Source organism: Paenibacillus sp. FSL H7-0735 (genome assembly GCF_038008505.1).
Classification (GTDB): domain Bacteria; phylum Bacillota; class Bacilli; order Paenibacillales; family Paenibacillaceae; genus Paenibacillus_AQ; species Paenibacillus_AQ odorifer.
Genome location: NZ_JBBOZH010000001.1, coordinates 915,373 through 934,372 on the forward strand (window position 1 = coordinate 915,373; position 19,000 = coordinate 934,372).

Annotated in this window: 15 protein-coding genes and 1 riboswitch; of the genes, 13 read left to right on the plus strand and 2 right to left on the minus strand. The window is 42.9% G+C overall.

Annotated features, from left to right (window positions below; translation table 11 throughout):
* Nucleotides 1-200 precede the first annotated feature (200 nt).
* The 5 genes from NSS82_RS04055 (at nt 201) to NSS82_RS04075 (ending at nt 5,608) form a co-directional block, all read left to right on the plus strand.
* Nucleotides 201-545, plus strand: a complete 345-nt coding sequence (locus NSS82_RS04055; protein WP_036684865.1) for a YojF family protein — start codon at nt 201-203, stop codon at nt 543-545.
* Between the two features lie 23 nt (nt 546-568).
* Nucleotides 569-1,222, plus strand: a complete 654-nt coding sequence (gene bshB2, locus NSS82_RS04060) for a bacillithiol biosynthesis deacetylase BshB2 (protein ID WP_038574105.1) — start codon at nt 569-571, stop codon at nt 1,220-1,222.
* 239 nt (nt 1,223-1,461) lie between these two features.
* Complete coding sequence (locus NSS82_RS04065) at nt 1,462-3,333, plus strand: flagellin N-terminal helical domain-containing protein (protein WP_178944173.1); 1,872 nt, start codon at nt 1,462-1,464, stop codon at nt 3,331-3,333.
* A 164-nt stretch (nt 3,334-3,497) separates the two neighbouring features.
* Nucleotides 3,498-4,871: a hypothetical protein gene (locus tag NSS82_RS04070; protein WP_076272151.1), complete on the plus strand. Its 1,374-nt coding sequence runs from the start codon at nt 3,498-3,500 to the stop codon at nt 4,869-4,871.
* 80 nt (nt 4,872-4,951) lie between these two features.
* Entirely contained in the window at nt 4,952-5,608 is a 657-nt protein-coding gene (locus tag NSS82_RS04075; protein ID WP_038574107.1) for a M48 family metallopeptidase, read from the plus strand.
* Between the two features lie 58 nt (nt 5,609-5,666).
* Here the strand turns inward: NSS82_RS04075 and NSS82_RS04080 are convergent, their stop codons facing one another.
* Nucleotides 5,667-7,364 (minus strand): PucR family transcriptional regulator, encoded by a 1,698-nt coding sequence (locus NSS82_RS04080; RefSeq protein WP_076272152.1) that lies wholly within the window; start codon nt 7,362-7,364, stop codon nt 5,667-5,669.
* Nucleotides 7,365-7,905: 541 nt separating this feature from the next.
* Here NSS82_RS04080 and NSS82_RS04085 point away from each other — a divergent pair.
* The 8 genes from NSS82_RS04085 (at nt 7,906) to NSS82_RS04120 (ending at nt 16,600) form a co-directional block, all read left to right on the plus strand.
* Complete coding sequence (locus tag NSS82_RS04085) at nt 7,906-8,616, plus strand: DUF2877 domain-containing protein (protein ID WP_081386538.1); 711 nt, start codon at nt 7,906-7,908, stop codon at nt 8,614-8,616.
* Between the two features lie 3 nt (nt 8,617-8,619).
* Nucleotides 8,620-10,164, plus strand: a complete 1,545-nt coding sequence (gene fdrA, locus NSS82_RS04090; RefSeq protein WP_076272153.1) for an acyl-CoA synthetase FdrA — start codon at nt 8,620-8,622, stop codon at nt 10,162-10,164.
* 1 nt (nt 10,165) lies between these two features.
* Nucleotides 10,166-11,596: a YlbE family protein gene (locus NSS82_RS04095; protein WP_076272154.1), complete on the plus strand. Its 1,431-nt coding sequence runs from the start codon at nt 10,166-10,168 to the stop codon at nt 11,594-11,596.
* A gap of 89 nt (nt 11,597-11,685) precedes the next feature.
* Complete coding sequence (locus tag NSS82_RS04100) at nt 11,686-13,227, plus strand: hypothetical protein (protein ID WP_036684876.1); 1,542 nt, start codon at nt 11,686-11,688, stop codon at nt 13,225-13,227.
* A gap of 33 nt (nt 13,228-13,260) precedes the next feature.
* Entirely contained in the window at nt 13,261-14,526 is a 1,266-nt protein-coding gene (locus NSS82_RS04105; protein ID WP_076272155.1) for a tetratricopeptide repeat protein, read from the plus strand.
* A 36-nt stretch (nt 14,527-14,562) separates the two neighbouring features.
* Entirely contained in the window at nt 14,563-15,513 is a 951-nt protein-coding gene (gene arcC / locus NSS82_RS04110) for a carbamate kinase (protein WP_076105343.1), read from the plus strand.
* A 192-nt stretch (nt 15,514-15,705) separates the two neighbouring features.
* Nucleotides 15,706-16,287, plus strand: coding sequence for a hypothetical protein (locus NSS82_RS04115; protein WP_038568773.1), 582 nt, complete (start codon nt 15,706-15,708; stop codon nt 16,285-16,287).
* A gap of 19 nt (nt 16,288-16,306) precedes the next feature.
* Nucleotides 16,307-16,600, plus strand: a complete 294-nt coding sequence (locus NSS82_RS04120) for a hypothetical protein (protein ID WP_038568774.1) — start codon at nt 16,307-16,309, stop codon at nt 16,598-16,600.
* A 70-nt stretch (nt 16,601-16,670) separates the two neighbouring features.
* On the opposite strand, the gene NSS82_RS04125 is transcribed toward NSS82_RS04120, so the two are convergent.
* Nucleotides 16,671-18,392: a cellulase family glycosylhydrolase gene (locus NSS82_RS04125; protein ID WP_076272156.1), complete on the minus strand. Its 1,722-nt coding sequence runs from the start codon at nt 18,390-18,392 to the stop codon at nt 16,671-16,673.
* A 342-nt stretch (nt 18,393-18,734) separates the two neighbouring features.
* A riboswitch (cobalamin riboswitch) is annotated at nt 18,735-18,935 on the plus strand.
* Nucleotides 18,936-19,000: the final 65 nt, after the last annotated feature.

Consider the following 19,000-nt stretch of genomic DNA (forward strand, 5'->3'; position numbering starts at 1 on the left):
CCTTCAGGTGAACAGTAAAAAGCCAGTCCATTACTGTTACACTTGGAGGGGATCGCTCTATCCATTGAATTACATAGCATTGCACGTTATACTTTGAAAAGAAATACGGACCCGCTTATCATATAACAGATCCGTCCTTCTATAAGGTATGGATCTTATTTTTTGTATGTATATATTCAGTCAGAGACGGAGGCGCAACATTGCAGCTAATCAATCAATCGGAAGTACAAGATAGGATCGACCTGCTTAAAGATCAGGATCTATATATCCATCTTGAGATGACAACGGGAGCCTACGCTGCCCATTTAGATAGTTCGAAGCATCCAGCCGCTACTTTTATTACCAATGCTATTATTCGATATTCCCATGGTTCGATTTCCGGCAACGGTCCTTATCGGGTCGGCTTAAAAATGTCGCAGGGCTGGGTTTATTCGGAAGGGCTAACTCACTATGAAGAGAGTGAGACAGGCAGATTGATTATGGCTGGACATGATGCTCAAGGCAAACTGATCGTATCGTTACAATTAAGCCGAGAGCCGTTCTAATGGAAGAGGAGATGAAGAGTTCTGTGGAAAAACATATTCTTGTTATTTTGCCACATCCGGATGATGAGGCCTTCGGTATATCAGGAACCCTTGCCAAACATATACAAAATGGGACCCAAGTTACCTACGCATGCCTAACGCTTGGAGAAATGGGCCGAAATATGGGCATCCCGCCCTTTGCGAATCGGGTAACCCTCCCGGAAATACGTAAGAAGGAGCTGGAGGAATCCTGCGAGGCTATTGGCATACAGGATTTAAGAATGCTTGGTTTTCACGACAAGACGATAGAATTCGAAGATCAAGTCTTGCTCGATGGGCAGATTGATGCGCTCTTGAAAGAGCTTAAACCTTCGCTAATCATCACTTTCTATCCAGGGTACAGCGTTCATCCTGATCACGATGCTACTGGAGCTGCAGTGATCCGAACCGTTGCAAGATTGCCGAAGGAAGAAAGACCTCCTGTTCACTGTATAGCTTTTGCTAATAATATTGTAGAGATTGGGGAGCCAAAGGTTATCAATGATGTGAGAGATTTCCTCAAGCACAAGATGGCGTCCATTCAGGCGCATCGTTCCCAATTCCAAGCTGCTGAGCTGTTGGGCAGCAAACCTTTAAATGATAAAGAGATCCAAGCTCGGTTTGGAACAGAGCATTTCTGGATTTATCCGTTTGAATGATAATGATCTAGTCAGAATTTTAGCGGTGATCTGTTGTCGGTGCTTAACCGGTGATAGATCGCCGTTTTAGTATGTGAATATTCAACTTTTCAGCGGGGGACGGTAGGAATTTAAGGCGAGGCCTTAAGACACGGGTAATTTGACCTAAAAAATTACTAAGGACTATCCGATATAGAAGATACTAACAATTGAAAGGTGATTAAATGCGAATCGGTCACAACATCACGTCTTTAAATAGTTTGAACAGATTAAATAAAAATAATAAATCTATTACAAGTTCACAAGAGAGGTTATCTTCTGGACTTCGGATAAATATAGCGGCAGATGATGCTGCAGGATTGGCAATTTCTGAGAAAATGAGAGCACAGATTCGTGGATTGTCTCAGGCAGCAAGGAATACACAGGATGGTATTTCACTAATTCAGACTGCTGAGAGTGGACTTGGAACTATACAAGATCCTAATCTGCTAAGACTACGGGAGCTTGCAATACAGGCTTCAAGTGATACCTTAACAAATTTTGATCGAACATTGATTCAAAAAGAAGTTGAGCAGATAAAGCTTGGGATAAATGATATTGCTAATAACACTCAATTTAATGGAATTCATTTATTGAATAATGACCTCGAAGTAAACACGAATATTACGCCAGTACAGGGCAATATAAGTACGAACTGGACAGCTAACATACCTGCCAGAGATTTATCTAAGACTTCAGATGGAGGTTACGTCGGAATAAGAATTCCCGGTAATAATCCCTTCAAATTAGATAGTATGGGTAATCTGGTTTGGTCACAAGCAATTCCTAATATGGATGTGTATAGTATTAAGGAATCTAGTGATGGTGGTTATATTTTATTAGGAAATGATTTCTCAGCAGGGGCAATTTCCGATCAAAGGATAAATATAATTAAATGGGATGGGAATTTGAAGGAGCAGTGGAGTACAGGGGTATCTGGCGTCTACTCCATTATGGGGAATGAAGTAATTGAGACTAGTGACGGTTCCTTTATTGTGGCAGGGACGGGTTCCGGTATTCAAAATTGGGATGGCCTTATGGCTAAATTTAATAGTAGTGGTGTGCAACAATCCACCTCGATAGCGGGTTCTTCACAATCCAATCCTGTTGGCTATGGAAGCGAAGAATTTAATTCTATTATTGAAACTGCTGACGGCGGTTATTTGGCTATTGGTTCATCAAGTCTCAAACTAAACAGTTCTTATACCGATAAGTCAAGCTGGGTTGTGAAATATGATAGTAACTTAAATCCGTTATGGGACACACGAGTCGGTGCTGCTGGGGATGATGAAGGTTACCGCGCCATCGCAACCAGTGATGGAGGGGCCATAATTGTTGGTTCTTATAACGACTCTACTAAAACTAGTGGATTAATCTATAAACTAGACAGTAGTGGAAACGTATTATGGGAGAAGAATATCTCAAATGAAACTTCCAACTCCAGTCAACTTACTAGCATTACAGAAATGAAAGATGGGAATTACATCGTTGGAGGAATAGTAGATAATAATTATCGTCTTTCCATTTTTGATCCACAGGGAAATGAATTGGCTAATGTTAATCTAAATGGTGGGGGCTCTACGGATAGATTAAATAACATTATTAGTAATGATGACGGAAGTTACACTTTTTCAACTACAACTGGGATAACCAATTTCAATGTATCTTACGGATCAAACCCTGGTACCACATATGATTACAAAACAGTAAATCTTCAGGTGGGAGCAAACTCTGGGAATAACTTCGCTGTTAAATTAACAGATGCTAGAACTACTGCTCTGGGAATTGCGGATATAGATCTTTCAACTAGACAAGGTGCCGAATTAGCGATTTCGAAAATAGACAAAGCTATAAATACCGTTTCATCCAAGCGTTCAATGTACGGCGCGTATCAAAATGCATTAGAACATATCCATAATAACCTAACCAATTACGAAGTGAACTTAACAGCAGCTGAATCACGAATAAGAGATGCGGATATGGCAAAGGAAATGATGAAGTTTACCAAATACAATGTCTTATCTCAAGCATCACAAGCCATGTTGGCTCAAGCTAATCAACAGCCTCAAGGCGTGTTAGAGTTGTTAAAATAGTGCTATACATACAGTCTATGCATTTCAGTGCATAGGCTTTTTTAGAATCTATGATGATCTAAGAAATGATTTACAAAAAAATTTCCAGAGACTATTATATTTCTATGCGTAATATTTTCCTTTTTTAACTAGATTATTGTAAGAATTTATCTCTGGAGGTTCAAATGAAAAAGCACGACAAAATCCTTTCCTTCATCTTCATGTTCATTATGATGGTGACGGCTATTTTCTGGGTAAACTCGACCACTAGTTGGACTATGATGGGTACCCTTGCTTCCGTGGCCTGTTTCGTACTTTTTATATTATTGGGACTCCGTACTATACCTGTTTTGACAGATTTTGTTCTGACAAATCCAGCGCCTGAAGTAACTTTGGAGAATAAAACACGGGACAGAAAGCAGGCTTGGCTATATATTATCGGCTGGGTAGTGGCTAGTAGGGTCTTGCTTATGATTATCGGGTATATATTTTTGATCATACAGAATGGCTATTCCGGTGGTTTGTTTAACAAAATAGCTGAGACCTGGCATATATCGGGGATCGACGCTTCACATTATTTGGGCATCGCGGAGAATTGGTATGTGACGGAGGGAGATCCGAAATACCATATTGTTTTTTTTCCTTTTTTTCCAAATCTAATTAAAGTAGTTCAAGTATTCGTAGGGAATTATCTCGTAGCTGGATTCATCGTTTCTAATATTTGCTCGCTTGTTGCTGCCTTGGTCGCCTATGAGCTTGCCGCACTAGACATGCATCGAAAGAGTGCTATGCGAGTAGTGAAGTATATTTTTATATTTCCGGCTGCGTTCTTTTTCTTCATCCCAATGACCGAATCTCTATTTCTGGCCTTATCGCTGTTGTGTTTATATTTTGTGAGAAAAAAAGAATGGCTCATCGGATGTTTATGCGGTGCACTCGCAGCGTATACGCGTTCTCCAGGGGTGCTGTTGATTGTACCGGTTGCGATTGAATTTGCACGGGAACTTATAGGGAATTATAAATTACTAGATAAAAAAGCGTTTATACATAAGCTGACCACCGCCATTGGTTGTCTTGCTATCATTTCGATGGGTTTGCTGGCTTATCTTTACATCAACTACTATGTTACGGGAAATGCTTTTCAGTTCAGTATTTACCAGAGGGAGCATTGGTCACAGAAGTTCTATCTCTTTTTCGATACCGTAAGATATCAGATGGAATATGCGGTGGGCACCTTTAAAAGTGGAGATAGCCGTTCTTTTCTCGGCATGTGGCTGCCCAATTTAATCGCTATATTCTCAGCACTAATTATCATGTTTATGGGAGCAAGAAAACTACGGCCATCCTATACTGCTTATTTTATCGTGTATTTTGCTTTCGTAGTGGGAGCTACCTGGCTGCTGTCAGCCCCGCGTTATTTGCTTGTTGCCTTTCCGCTAGCTTTTGCAGCCGTTGCGCTTACTAATGAAAAGCCGAAGGATGTTGCACTTACTGTTATATCTGTTGTGGGTAGTATACTTTACTTGGCAATGTTTGTAGCGGGATATCCGGTGTATTGAGGAATCGTGTTAAAATAGGAGAACGCCTAGGTGCGTTCTTCTTTTTTATTGCGAATAATCTTATAGAAACGATGGTGGGTATGAAGATTGATTACGACAATCAGGTGATCGAGTTTAATGTTCAATATGGAAACGGGAAAAAAATCTCCATTCATATAGATTCGTCAGGGCGCATAACACTCAAGGTACCTAAGAAAACATCTGAAGAGACGATTAAAAGTGTGGTTGAGCGTAATGGCAAAATGATTGTGGAGAAGCTGCAAAGTCTCGAAGCGGCTCGTGAAACGCCAAAGATGATCAGAGCGTACGAAGATGAAGGAAAGTTCCTGTATCTAGGCAAATATTATTCTCTGCATGAGCTTATAGAGACAGCGGAGCTAAGTGAAGAACAACTTCAGTTAAAGCTGAAAAAGTTCTATTTCTCTAGCTGCAAGAAGCTTATAGGAGAGCGGATCACTAGGTACCAGACGCAGCTTAGAGTAAAACCTAAGAGTATCGAAATTGTAGAGTCCAGGACCAAATGGGGAAGCTGCAGTTCCGATAAAAAGCTAACCTTTAACTATCGTCTGGCCATGGCTCCCGTGGAGGTTATCGATTATGTGATCATCCATGAGTTATGTCATTTGCTGCATATGAACCATGATCGCTCCTTTTGGCGACGGGTTGGAAGCCTAATGCCGGATTATAAGGAGAAGGAAGAATATTTAGCAAGATATGGACGTGCTATGACGTTATGAAAAAAAGGGTATTCCAGTGCAACTAGAGTAATGGTTGCCGGGAATACCCTGCGTTATTTTAACCCCTTTGCAGCAATCGATAGAGGTTAAGTGCCAGTTGAATCTCGAATAACTCATCTGAGTTTTTCAGATCTATATTTAGCAAATCTTTGATTTTATCAATCCGGTAAATAAAGGTGTTGCGGTGAATAAACATCGCTTTGGCGGCTTCGGTTACATTCTGATTGTACATAAAATAATACTCCAAGGTAGACATGAATCTCGTGTTCATCGTCTGGTCATGTTCATGAATGCCTCCCAGAACTTTGTTAAAGAATGTCTCCATTTCCGTAGGCTTAATGTTGGAATCCAGAAAATGATAGACAGAATAATCCTCGAAGTGAGCAATGCTCCGGCTGTCTTTATTAAACCGCTGCATGAGCCGCATAGCTTCCTGGGCCTCGAAGAAGCTTCGATGGAGCGAAGCAAGTGTCTTATACTGACTGCCAATGCCGATGAGAAAATGATTTTTAGTCATTTCCTGAGCCAGCAACTGCAGCACCTCTTGAGCAAAGGCTTTCGTATCGCTTACGGAAATTGGCGGTTTATTTTCATTTTTGCCGATCAAGATGATGATTTGCTGATTGCGATAGTAACAGATTAGCTCTCCACCTGCATTACTGGACAAGCCATAGATCAAATTGACACATTTTTTGACCATATGCTCCATTTCATATTTTCTATAAACCATGTCCGTGTAGTTTTCCAGCTGTGTAGCTTCAATATGGATAACTGTACAGTAATACGCATAGTTAACTTTAAGCCCATGCATAGCAGATAGGGAATGCAGTGTTTCTGTTGAAGTAATATTGCCAGCTAATAAGTCGTCGAAGAAGTCCTGCCTAATTTTATGCTTTACCTCTTCGATTTCCTTGGCTTTGATCCGGTCCAGTGCAAGCATCGTGGATACATGCTCTAGTGCGGTGTAGTCAAATTCAACCAGCTTGCGTACCGTTTGCAGAACGACGATATACGCGTAAGCGTTACTGGATACAGAAACCGGCATAATGCAGCACTTGTACGGCTGACCCTGAGAATAGTAGGTGCGTTTGATGGATTTTTTGATTTCAGTAATATACTTTGGGAAAGCTACCGTGAACTCTGTTGGAAAAACAGGCCTGTTCTTCACCAGTGGCAGGAATTCCTGAAGTGGAGATGGGTTATCCTTATGATCTGTATAGCAGAGTAGGTTCCAGTCTCTATCTAATATAAGAACAGGGTTATGGATCGTGTCGGACAATTCCGCCGATATTTGCTCAATACCGCCGCCTTCGAGTGCGATTTTGAACAGCGCATTATGAAGGTCGAGCGAGCGTCGGTTCACTGCATCGTAATCCGCGTTGGTCTTTTCGTTAATGATCGCAATGACTCTGGACAAGGTGTATTCAAAAGGGAGCTCCAGTAGCGGAAGTCCATGCTTATCAGCAAGCTCGATCATGTTCTGCGGGATAGCATCGAAATATCGCTTCATTTTGATGCAGAGTCCTGCACAGTTATTCTCCACCAGCTCATGAATGAATTTGTTCTGCAGCTCTGTGCTGTCTTTGAAGATATATCCGGTGGATAAAAGCAGCTCGTTCGAGGTCAGCCAGTCAAATACGTCCGGATTCTCGATGATATTAACTACAGAGATTTGATTGTTTAGGCCAGAATGCCCCGCAACGATCTTTATGCCTTCGATGGATTTGATTTGTAAGATATCTTTTATCGTTAGCATCAATTCACACCTCTCATCATCACCCATTGTGCAATGTGCATAGTGATTACTTGTTGTTTTTAGTGTTCTTGTATGATGACCCCCAGTGTACGGAGGACTACAATAAGGGTGTCAGGTAACGTTTAACCGTTAAACTGTGATATATTTCACAAAAATATCCTTTTTCACACAGAAAGCAACTCAATCTTTATCATTCTTGGAATTTTATGAACTGAGTGTAACATCTTCTATCATTCATCATCAACCGTTACGGTTTTTTTATGAGAACGCTTTCTATATAGGATAACCTGACAATAAGTGACCAAACCATTATCTACTTCCTTCTCAAGGGGGCGATCAAACGGAGTATTCTCAGAGCAAGTGTACCTCTTATTTAAAAGCTGGGATATCCAGTGATAGCGCGTTCTTTCATCGGATTCGAGAATCAAGATTTTCCGGAAATATACACAGCATATTTGAGCGGACGATAAATGTAAGGTGCAAGGCAACTGATGAATTATATACCATTGCGAGCAGTAGGGTAGATAATGCGCCTAATACTTTGATTACAGAGGTTAGTAGTTTTTCGGTTCTTGGACTGGTTGTGGGAGAAGAAGTTTTTGCGGAGAATGATCAATTATATATTGGCACTAAGCTTTCAATATCGATCAAGGAACTGACAGTTTGGCAGAGCTCTTTATCTGTTTTTCCAATAGAAGTAAAGACGCTAAGAGATAATTTGGCTGCGGCAAAAGCTTATATCAATAGCTATGGAAAACCAGGCGGTATGAAGCAGTTTGCGGGTTCTAGCAGCTTTGAGAGAGAAACGATGCGGCTGCTGGAAGAGCGATCTTCAGGTCTTCTGAACGCCTTGGCGAATGACAGCATGGAAGATGCTGCTCATTATGCAATTCGACTAATGGGATTAGGCCCAGGGCTGACACCGTCGGGAGATGATTATTTAGTTGGATTGTTTGCTGTGATCCATCTGCCTCAGAGTCCTATTAGTAAATACCAGCCGTGGTGCAGGGAAGTCGTGAACGAAGCAGCTGAATTAACGAATGAAATAAGCTATATGGCTCTGAAAAAAGCGGCTTGGGGTCAGGTGAGAGAGTCAATGGGGCAGATGCTGCATTCGCTCATGTATGAGAGTAAGGAAAATATGCTTCTTGGCTTATCGGCAGTGCTGGATATAGGTTCTTCTTCCGGAACAGATATTGCCTTGGGGATCATTAGCGGTTTGGATCTTAATCTAGAACAACGTTGGAGGTAAGATATGTCGACTAAAATAGTAATTAAAAGAAACACATACTTTGATTCCGTCTCGCTCATGTCGTTGTCGACCAAAGCGAATCAAATAGAGGGTGTCGAACAAGCTTTTATCGCAATGGCTACTCAAATGAATAAAGAGGTATTAGCGAATGTAGGGCTGATAACCCCTGAGCTAGAGGAAGCTAAGAATAGTGACCTGATGATCGTAATCAAAGCAGCATCCCCTGAGCTGGCTGAAGTTGCCTTGGAAGCAATCGAAGAGCTGTTTATTAAAAAAGATAGTGCAGTTGGCGGTACAGAGCTTAAATATCCAACAATTGAGTCGGCAGTGAAGAATAGGACAGCAGCTAATCTTGCAGTGATTTCAGTCAACGGATCGTTTGCAGCCAGAGAAGCAAGAAAAGCGCTGGAGAATAATCTCCATGTCATGATGTTCAGTGACAACGTAAGCGTAGAAGACGAAATTGAATTAAAAAAAATAGCACATGAGCGTGGATTACTGATGATGGGGCCGGATTGCGGAACCGCGATCATTGGAAATATGGCATTATGTTTTGCCAATAAAGTTCGTAAAGGCAATATCGGCATCGTGGGTGCATCTGGCACAGGAAGTCAGGAAATCAGCGTGCGGATTCACGATTTTGGCGGAGGCATCTCACAGTTGATTGGCACAGGCGGCAGAGACCTAAGTGAACGTGTCGGCGGAGTAATGATGCTTGATGCGATGAAAGCGCTTAACGAAGACGAAGCCACAAAGGTCATTGTGTTGATTTCCAAACCACCAGCCAAAAGTGTGGAACAAAAAGTGCTGAATGAAATCAAAAATATGCATAAGCCTGTCGTGGTCTGCTTTATCGGAGGAACGGAGGAAGCTGTTCTGGAGGCAGGTGGACATTTTGCCAAAACAACCAAAGAGGCCGCGCTGAAGGCGGTAATTCTATCCGGCATCGATGAGAGTCAAATTGACAAGCATTCGCTAAACCTTCCGCTGATTGAGGAGATTAAGGTCAAGCTGAAGCCAGAACAGAAGTATATTCGTGGGTTATTCTGCGGCGGTACTTTATGTGATGAAGCAATGTATCTAGCGATGGAGAAATACGACGATGTCTATAGCAACATTCCAAAAGATCCGGAATATCAGCTGGGTGATATCCATATCAGCCAAGCACATACGTTTATTGACTTTGGGGATGATGGGTTCACTAACGGCAAACCACATCCGATGATTGATCCTTCTTTACGGATTGCCAGATTCAAGCAGGAAGCGAAGGACCCGGCGGTGGGCGTGATCATTATGGATTTTGTATTAGGCTATGGATCACATGAGGATCCAGTAGGTGTTATGGTGCCTGCAATTATTGAGGCTAAGCAAGCAGCGGAACAAGAAGGCAGACATTTGGAGATTGTCGGCTATGTCCTTGGAACCGATCTGGATACACCTTCGGTCCAAGAACAGCTTGATAAGCTGGTATCCGTGGGTGTTACCTATGCAAGCAGTAATACGAATGCAGGACTTCTTGCCAGAGGTTTTGTAGAGAAGGGAGTATAACATGAGCAGAATCAATGAGTTATTTAAGAGTGAACTTCACGTTATCAATGTCGGCCTAGAAATGTTCAAGGGTGATATCCTGAAGCAAAAAGGCAACGTAACCCATCTGGAATGGAAGCCACCTGGTGGAGGTAAGCCCGAATTAATTGCCGCACTGGATGCGTTAGAGCAAGAGGGGATTGCTGCAAAGATTGAGGCTGCCAACAAGCTGGCTGTAGAGCGAATCGTGAATTCACAACCGGTATTGGTTGGTTTTGACCAAGCGATCAACGTCGTACCAGGGATGACTAAGACTACGATATTACATGCAGGACCTCCGATTACTTGGGATAAGATGAGTGGTCCCATGAAAGGTGCAGTTACCGGCGCTTTGGTCTTTGAGGGCTTGGCGAAGGATCTCGATGAAGCTGCCGAACTAGCGGCATCAGGTGAGATTACGTTCTCCCCTTGTCACGAGCATAATTGTGTGGGTTCCATGGCAGGAGTAACCTCAGCCTCTATGTTTATGCACATTGTAGAGAATAAAACGTATGGCAACATCGCTTATACGAACCTTAGTGAGCAACTGTCGAAAATCTTGCGGATGGGTGCAAACGATGAAACGGTCGTTGCCCGTTTGATCTGGATGAGAGATGTGCTTGGACCGATGCTGCGTGAGGCGATGAAGTTCTCTGAGAACGGCATTGATCTGCGGCTCATGTTATCACAGGCGCTCCATATGGGAGATGAATGCCATAACCGCAACAACGCTGGAACGACTCTTTTGATTCAGGCATTAACGCCGCTTATCCTGAGAACGGATTATACCAATGAGCAGAAAATCAAAGTGTTCGACTTTGTGGCAATGAGTGATTATTTCTCCGGACCAACTTGGATGGCTCTTTGTAAATGTGCACTTGATGCTGCCCATGGCATCGAGCATAGCACCATCGTAACAACGATGGCCCGCAATGGCGTGGAATTTGGTATTCGTGTCAGTGGAATGCCAGGCAATACCTGGTTTACCGGTCCTGCGCAAAAGGTTGTCGGACCGATGTTTGCAGGGTATAAGCCGGAAGACTCGGGACTCGATATCGGAGACAGTGCGATTACCGAAACGTATGGTATAGGTGGCTTCGCCATGGCAACCGCGCCGGCGATTGTAGCATTAGTTGGGGGAACCGTAGATGATGCCATGAACTATTCTGTGAAAATGAAGGAAATCACTACGACGGAGAATCCAAATGTGACGATTCCTTTATTGAACTTCCGCGGAATTCCTACTGGAATCGATATTCGTAAAGTGGGTCAAACCAGCATTATGCCAGTGATCAACACGGCTATTGCCCATAAGGATCCGGGCATCGGAATGATTGGAGCCGGAATCACTCATCCTCCAATCGAGTGTTTCGAGCAAGCCATTCTCGCTTTTAGCCAGAGCATGCATTCATAGAACCACCCGCCCTTCAGGCCTATTCAAGGGTCTGAGGGCTTCATAAGCCATTGGTATGTAAGCGCTAACGATCTAGGGGGAGATTTATTATGGATCAAGTATTTATGAAGATGTTCTGGAAAAAGGGAGATTGGGCCGCGTTTTTCGGGCTGCTTGCTAACAATTTAACCAATCTGCTTACGATGATTTCATTGTTAATTTTTGTAGTAGGATTTCCGGAAGGTATGGTTTACGGCAGAGTCGTTCCTGCGTTTGGACTCGCGATTTTTATCGCAAGTATTGCTTATGGCTGGTTTGGATATCAGCTAGCCAAAAAAACAGGTCGAACGGATATAACCGCATTACCTTCAGGGCCTAGTGCTCCATCGATTTTTACAGTAACTTTTCTAGTGTTAATTCCCGTATTTAGAGAAACCAATGATGCATCATTTGCGCTGCAAATTGGTCTCGTATGGTGTTTGTTCGAAGCCTTGATCCTTATTGTCGGCTCATTTCTGGGAGATGTGCTGCGCAAGGTTATTCCAAGAACCGTACTTTTATCTTGTTTATCTGGACTTGGATTGTTATTGCTGGCCATGAACCCGATGCTACAATCCTTCGAAACACCAGTGGTTGCTTTTGTTGTACTTGTGATCATCTTTATTAACTGGTTTGGCAAATCGCCGATATTCAAAAAAATTCCTACAGGATTTCTGCTGCTGATTGCTGGAACCGCGCTGGCTTGGATATTCGGCTTGCAGAATCCAGAAGCGATCACAACGGCTCTTTCAACACTTGGGTTTAATCCACCTGAGGTGCATATTACCAGCTTAATTCAAGGGATTCCGCATGCCTTGCCATACCTGGCTTCTGCAATTCCATTGGGACTGGCGAATTATATTTTTGACCTTGAAAATATTGAGAGCGCACATGCTGCCGGAGACCCTTATAACACTCGTAACGTTATGCTAACGAATGGGGTTGCTTCAAGTATTGGTGCTTTCACAGGTAATCCGTTCCCGGTAACTGTGTATATTGGTCATGCAGGCTGGAAATCTATTGGGGCTGGACTTGGTTATACCATAGCTTCTGGTTTCTCCATGTTAATTATTTGTCTCTTTGGCATAGGAGCACTGCTGTTGTCTATCATACCTGTTGTGGCGATTGTTCCGATTCTGGTCTATGTCGGGGTCGTTACGGCGAATCAGGTGGTTCGAGAGACACCTAAAAATGAAGTGCCCGTTATCTTTATCACCTTGTTCCCATGGATCGCCAACTGGGCTTTAACGCTTGCGAACAACATTTTTAATGCGGCTGAAACTTCGGCTTCCAAGGTGGGGATTGATCTCTTATTAAGCAAAGGGGTTTATTACAACGGCCTGATGCATTTAGGAAATGGTGCACCGCTTAGCAGCTTGATTTGGGGCTCCATCACTATTTTCTCTATCCTGAATAAACCACTGCGGGCTGCTGTCTTTGCTGTAATCGCGTCTGGTCTATCTTTATTTGGAATCATTCACGCGCCGACTGTTGGATTTGCTCAAGCTTCACTTATGCCGTTCGTATACGCCTACTTGATGGTGGCAGGATTATTTGTTTATAAGCATTTTTCAGACCTTCGTGACCCAGCGAACAAGCTGCAATCCGAATAAATAATTGATAAAAAGAAATAGGAGAGCTAAGCCATGACTAATCAAACTCTGTCAGAAGATTTAATTCAAGCAGCGGATCGCGGGGATTTAGCTGCCGTAGAACAGCTTTTGGCTCGTGGTGCCGATGTTCATCATAAGGATGCCAGTGGTCGTACTGCGCTGATGGCGGCAACGCAAAAAAATCATATTCCTCTCGCTCAAAAGCTGATTGAAGCAGGCAGTGATGTGAATGCAAGAGATATCACTATGTTATCACCCTACCTGTGTGCCGGTGCCAATGGATTTCATGAGATTCTGTCTTTAACTCTTGCCGCAGGTGCGGATACAACCAGTGTAAATCGTTTTGGGGGAACTACACTGCTTCCCTCCAGCGAGAAGGGGTATCTAAGAACTGTTCAGAAATGCTTGGAAGCAGGTGTTGCAGTTAACCATATGAACAATCTGGGATGGTCTGCCTTGCTGGAGGCAGTAATTCTCGGGAATGGTGGCCGTTTATACTCCGATATTATTCAGTTGTTGGTGGATGCTGGAGCGGATGTTCATTTGCCGGATCGTGACGGAAAATCATCGTTGCAGCATGCAGAAGAGCTGGGTCAGGAGAGGGTCATCCGTATTCTCAATAAAGAAAAGCTAACGATTCATCCAAGTATTCAAAGCGCTCAAGAGCTAGCTCGGGCAGAGGATTTCCGGAAAGCAAGTTTGGTTATGGAACATGCAATGCAAGTGGACAGTAATAATTCAGATTTCTATTACTATAAAGGATACTTCTTAGGGGAACTCGGGAGATATGACGAAGCTCTGGCAGCCTATCAACAGGCACTTACTATTGATCCGGATGACCTTGATTTCTATTTCTATACCGCAAATGCCTACCGAATGATGAAGCGATCCGAGCAAGCATTAGCAGAGTATGACAAAGCGATAGAACGCGATCCTGGCGAAAGCTTCTTCCGCTATCATAAATCCAATTATTTAAGAGAGTTGGGCAGGCATGAGGAAGCGGTCAAAGTTATGGATCAGCTTCTGGAACAGCAGCCTGAACGGTATGATTTCTCGTTCCATAAGGCGAACAGCTTGAGATCACTTGGCCGGCATCAAGAGGCAGTTGAGGCGATTGAGAACGCAATTGCTAACGATCCGAGCAATCCTTTATATCATCATCATAAGGCACAGTCACTTGGTTTACTTGGTGATCATGAAATGGCCATTCAAGAAATAGATATTGCTATCAGCTATAATCCTGCCAATCCGGATTTTCACTCCGCGAAGGAACAATTTCAGCTGGCCCTTAAACGCTAATCAATGAGGATCAACTGATCCGTCAGGAGGAATGGAATGAGTAAATTTATAGTTGTAGCCATTGGCGGTAATTCATTGGTGAAAGACAATGGCCGCGATTCTATAGAGGATCAATCTGAGGCAGTACGTGAAATTGCTGTCAATATCGCTGATCTGGTGCAAGCAGGCAACGATGTGGTGGTTACTCACGGCAACGGTCCACAGGTTGGATTCGAGCTGAGACGAAGCGAGGTGGCTTCGGAAGTCACTGGAATGGATGTTACTCCGCTGGTCAATTGCGTGGCGGGCACGCAAGGGGGCATAGGCTATTTAATTCAGCAGGCCTTAACAAATGAATTCATTCATCGCAGATTAGACAAAAAGGTTGCCACAGTCATTACTCAGGTCGAGGTTAGCAAAAATGATCCGAATTTTCAGTCTCCCTCAAAACCAGTGGGATCCTTCTTCACGCTTGAGCAAGCAGAGGAGATGAAGCGTGCCAAGCCAGATTGGGTCATCATTGAGGATTCAGGTCGTGGTTACCGCCGTGTTGTTCCATCGCCTAAGCCGATTGATATCGTTGAAAAGGACGTCATTAAATCACTCATTGAGACGGGTTATGTGGTGATCGCTGTTGGCGGAGGCGGGATTCCTGTGATCAAAACCGAAAATAATACCTACGAAGGTATCGATGCGGTCATTGACAAAGACTTTGCTACAAGTCTGCTGGCCGAACAGATCGACGCAGAATCGCTGATCATTACAACAGGAGTTCCTCAGGTATGTGTGAATTTCGGTACGCCTGAGCAGAAGGCTCTTGAAGAAGTTACAGCGGCAGAAATGTTGGTATATGCGGAGCAGGGTCATTTTCCTGCTGGCAGTATGCAGCCTAAAATTGAAGCAAGTCTTAGCTTTTTGAAAAAAGAGGGACGTAGAGTTATCATTACTAATCCGGAAAATATGAAAGCTGCGATGAGCCAACAGGCTGGCACACATATTGTAAATTAATAAGATCTAATTTATCTCATCATTTCATGGAGACCGCCACTGATCTAAATCAGGGCGGTTTTTTGACATATTCATGAATTGTTATCTAACTGTTGCTTTCAGATGGCCATATTCTGGTGAATAAAAGGAAGATAAGAGGTAAAACTATGTCCACTATAGAGAAAAAAATACATTAAAATGCGGGGGTAAAAGATGAGATCGAATAAAGGAACAACACAACGTTTTACCAGGGCTACAATTCTTTGTTGTATTTGTGCATGTACGGTATTGTTAAGTGGATGCACTAAAGCAGCGGATGAGACTCAAGTGGCTACTCCAACGGCTCAAGTAGAAACCACAGCACCTTCTGCAGAAGCTACTACACCTGCGCCTACGAATAACGCAACAGAACAACCCATGACATCTGCGTCACCCGGTTCAAATACTGGGGAACTTCCAGAGGGAGTGAGCATTCAGAGAGTTATCAAGGATGTTTCGTTAAAAGATAGCTATCATAAAAAGGTTGAACTGTTAAGCGACGGTGGCAAGCGGGTTACCATTACAGATCAGAATCAAAAGATTGTTTTGCAGCAGATTGAATATGACGGAAGGATCACTGCGGTTAAGGATAAACAGATTACCGTTCAAGTGGAGGGCGGTAAAGAGCAAACCTTAACGATTCCTGATCATATAGTCATTGAAGATGAAGACAAGCTCGGATTAAATAATGGCGTTGAAATCGAGTGGACGGTAAATGCAGACGGACAAATCGAAAGCGTGGAACTGGACGATTAAAATTTACCGAGGTGACTGGATGAAATTTCTAATCGTACTTGGTAGTATTATTGTTCCCATTGTCATGCTGATGTTACAAGGTAAATCGATAAAGTGGCGTATGGTATTCAATGTTGCTTCGGTCTTAAGTGCGATTATCTTTGGAAATATTTCCGCTTTGGCGATTTACGAAATATTAAGGGATCATGCTGTATTTATGACCTCGATCCATGCGATATTTTTAAATCCAATGTTTCTTATTACCGGAGCCTATCTTGGCGTTTATTTAATTTATCGGTTGATGATAATTTCGTATGACGAGGTTAATATGTGATGGGTACAATACAAATAGGGGTGTTCCCGCGTAGGGACACCCCTATTTGTGTTGTTAACAGGACGGATGCTTAAGAGGACTTTCCTACAACGTTTGCTCCGCTCTTCGTGATCTTGTAGGTGATGATATCCCCATTCCAGAAGTGGAATTTTAGGATAACCTCGCCGTCTTTAACATCTTTAAAGAACGCGGGAAGCAGCTTGATTTCTTTAGTGTTATAAGAAGGTGAGAAGGTATTGCCGAATTCCTTAAATGGAGTCCAGTCCTGCGGACCTGCATTGCCACCAGCGGTATATACAGCTTCCATTGTGGCAAGCTGGTTACCATTAAAGGTGGTCGGAATGGCAAAGGATTCAGTCGTGCCTTTTGCATCGCTTAATTTAGCTGTGTCATACACAATCACCTTAAGTCTCCACGCAACACCCTTGTTGAATTTCAGAGTCAGCACGGCATTTTCACCGTATTTTTGGGAAGCTGTGAGCTTTTTGAGTTGGCTGGCTTTGAGGATGAGCTCCTCACCATTTAATGTGTAATCTTTACCTTTGGTCAGATATTTTCCGTTGGCACTAATGGTGGTTAGCTTATTGCCGTTCAGGTTTAGCTTAACCTTGGTATCTTTGATTTGTGCACCTTTTTTTAGGTAGACCAAATCGCTTTCGGTGCTGGAGGAACGCTCCTTCAGACCAGACATTAATACATTGTGGAGTTCAGGATCAGACCACTTATAAGTTTTACGGTTGAAATGCTGCCCGTTATCCCAGAGCATGGAAGTCATTTTCTTTTCTTTCAAATAATAAGTCAGATACTCGAAGAATTTAAGCTTCTCGCCCTGTTCAATCACACCTGTGTCTTTATCGAAACCTAATAAACCAAATTCGCCGACGATGACAGGGATGCCTTTAGCTACAAATGTATTGTAAACGTTATCAAAAGTTTGAGTGATATCGTTTTTTGTATCTTTTTCAAATGTGGTGTAGCCGGCAATGTTCACACTAAAAGGCCAGAAGCCATAGAAGTGAACGGTCGCAATAATATTCGGATCGTTTAGAGCCGTAATCGTCTTATAGAGATGATCCATTCTTGTTTGTGTAGGTGAAGACTCTAATGAAGGCAATACAAGTGGGCGGAGGTTGTTTTTCCCACCGGATTTCCGCACGATCTGATAGAAGGAGTTATTGAGTTCAGTAAGCATTTGCTCCATTTTTGCTTCGTCTGTGCTTCCACCATCGGTGAACCGAGGCTCATTTATGCTCTCGAACATCAGCTTATCTGATTTGTCCTTAAAGCGATCGGCAATTTGAGTCCAGGCTGCATTATAACGCGCCAGCGTTTCATCGTGTTTTTCTTCCATATGGCTTACCCATAGCCAGGAATCATGATGGACATTAATCATGACATAAAGCTTGGCGTCCAGTGCCCAGCCGACAACTTCTTCCACACGGTCGAGGTAGGCTTTTTCTAGGGTATAGTCTGGTGCCGCACCCATGTGAGTATCCCAGGTCACAGGAATCCGAATACTTTTATAGCCTTGAGCGGCGATCTTTTTAATAAGTTCTTGGGTCACACGAGGATTGCCCCAGGAGGTTTCGTCCTCACCTGTAGCATCTAAAGTATTACCGAGGTTCCATCCGGGCTGCATTTCGTCTACATAGGATTGGATCTTACTCTTTGGCGCTGCCTTAGCTTGTTGCTCATCCTTAGTTGCAGCTGCAGCCATGGATGAGAACAGAGAGAGCAGAAGAGCGGTGACAAGTGTCAATGATAAGAAGGATTTCTGGATTCGCGTAGTCATTGAATTCTCCTTTGTGAGATAAATTTAGGATGCTTGGACCTGGCTTTGACGCTGTACTTGGTGGTTAGATGAACACGAACACCTCCACTGTTATTTTTGTAAACGCTTTCTGAATATACCCTAACATAGAATTCACTCAGCGAGTACCTTACTAATTTGTGGCAAATTCATATAAGAATTAGTGATTTAAATTAATTTTCCCCACAGTTGGATAAAGAAATTATTTAAATATCCCTACTCGTAGAAATTGGTTATTCAATAGGATTATCTCTAGCTGCCCGTTATACAAAAAAGAAATATAACATGACAAAAGCATATATATTAGATATGATGAAGCATGAAAATTTAAAATTAGAAATAGGTGCCAACTATGAATGTTGCGGAAGTACAATCATAGATTGGTTAAATGGAAAGCGGGTGTGAATCCCGCGCGGTCCCGCCGCTGTGAAAGAGGAGTCCTTGCAAAATGCCACTGGGAAACTGGGAAGGCAGTAAGGGTGATGATACTTGAGCCAGAATATCTGCCTTTTTCTGTTACACCATCAAACTCTACGATCGATAGAGAGGTGCTTGAATAGTGTTTGCCAGCTAGTATTGTGGTTCACTAT

Bases quoted from the DNA above. Each gene is read 5' to 3' on its own strand.
- NSS82_RS04120 (WP_038568774.1), top strand. From the start codon at position 16,307: ATGAAATTTCTAATCGTACTTGGTAGTATTATTGTTCCCATTGTCATG.
- NSS82_RS04080 (WP_076272152.1), bottom strand. From the start codon at position 7,364: ATGCTAACGATAAAAGATATCTTACAAATCAAATCCATCGAAGGCATA.
- NSS82_RS04100 (WP_036684876.1), top strand. From the start codon at position 11,686: ATGGATCAAGTATTTATGAAGATGTTCTGGAAAAAGGGAGATTGGGCC.
- NSS82_RS04105 (WP_076272155.1), top strand. From the start codon at position 13,261: ATGACTAATCAAACTCTGTCAGAAGATTTAATTCAAGCAGCGGATCGC.
- fdrA (WP_076272153.1), top strand. From the start codon at position 8,620: ATGTCGACTAAAATAGTAATTAAAAGAAACACATACTTTGATTCCGTC.
- NSS82_RS04115 (WP_038568773.1), top strand. From the start codon at position 15,706: ATGAGATCGAATAAAGGAACAACACAACGTTTTACCAGGGCTACAATT.
- NSS82_RS04070 (WP_076272151.1), top strand. From the start codon at position 3,498: ATGAAAAAGCACGACAAAATCCTTTCCTTCATCTTCATGTTCATTATG.
- NSS82_RS04075 (WP_038574107.1), top strand. From the start codon at position 4,952: ATGAAGATTGATTACGACAATCAGGTGATCGAGTTTAATGTTCAATAT.
- NSS82_RS04125 (WP_076272156.1), bottom strand. From the start codon at position 18,392: ATGACTACGCGAATCCAGAAATCCTTCTTATCATTGACACTTGTCACC.
- NSS82_RS04095 (WP_076272154.1), top strand. From the start codon at position 10,166: ATGAGCAGAATCAATGAGTTATTTAAGAGTGAACTTCACGTTATCAAT.
- arcC (WP_076105343.1), top strand. From the start codon at position 14,563: ATGAGTAAATTTATAGTTGTAGCCATTGGCGGTAATTCATTGGTGAAA.